Below are 516 nucleotides of genomic sequence, written 5' to 3'. Positions count from 1 at the left end.
CCGGAGCACTACGGCGCGTGCGCGCACGAGCGGACGGCGGGCGTCCAGGCGCACCGGGACACCGCGGAGGCCGCGCTGCTCGCGGCCGCGCTGCAGCGTGGCATCCCGGTGCTCGGCGTCTGCCGGGGCGCGCAGCTGCTGAACGTGGCGCGCGGCGGCACGCTGCACCAGCACCTGCCGGACGTGGTCGGCACCGACCGGCACCGGCGGCGGCTCGCCAGGTTCGACCCGCACCCGGTGCAGATCGCACCGGACAGCCGGACGGCCCGGATTCTGGGCCGCACCGCCGCCGACGTCCCGTCCTACCACCACCAGGCATCGCCGACCTGGGGCACGGTGTCGTCGCGACAGCGTGGGCCGACGACGGCACCGTGGAGGCCATCGAGTACGCCGACGCCCCCGACGTGCTGGGGGTGCAGTGGCACCCGGAGATGGGCGAGGACAAGAGCCTGTTCGTATGGCTGGCCGAGCGGGGAGGGGAATTGCCGGCCGACCGCTGATAGGGAGGGGACTGCA

1 protein-coding gene and 1 pseudogene are annotated in these 516 nt (G+C 75.0%); both read left to right on the top strand.

All coding sequences use genetic code 11. The annotated features are described in order from the left end of the window. A pseudogene (locus tag VS93_RS33160) lies at positions 1-371 on the top strand (gamma-glutamyl-gamma-aminobutyrate hydrolase family protein); the annotation flags it as partial. Further along, positions 372-500 carry a hypothetical protein gene (locus tag VS93_RS33155; protein ID WP_394298854.1) on the top strand — a complete coding sequence of 43 codons (129 nt, stop codon included), beginning with the start codon at positions 372-374 and terminating at the stop codon, positions 498-500. Positions 501-516 lie beyond the last annotated feature (16 nt).

This window comes from Allosalinactinospora lopnorensis (assembly GCF_000981225.1).
Classification (GTDB): domain Bacteria; phylum Actinomycetota; class Actinomycetes; order Streptosporangiales; family Streptosporangiaceae; genus Allosalinactinospora; species Allosalinactinospora lopnorensis.
Note: the sequence above shows the minus strand (reverse complement) of the source record. Positions and strands in the feature narration are given on the sequence as shown.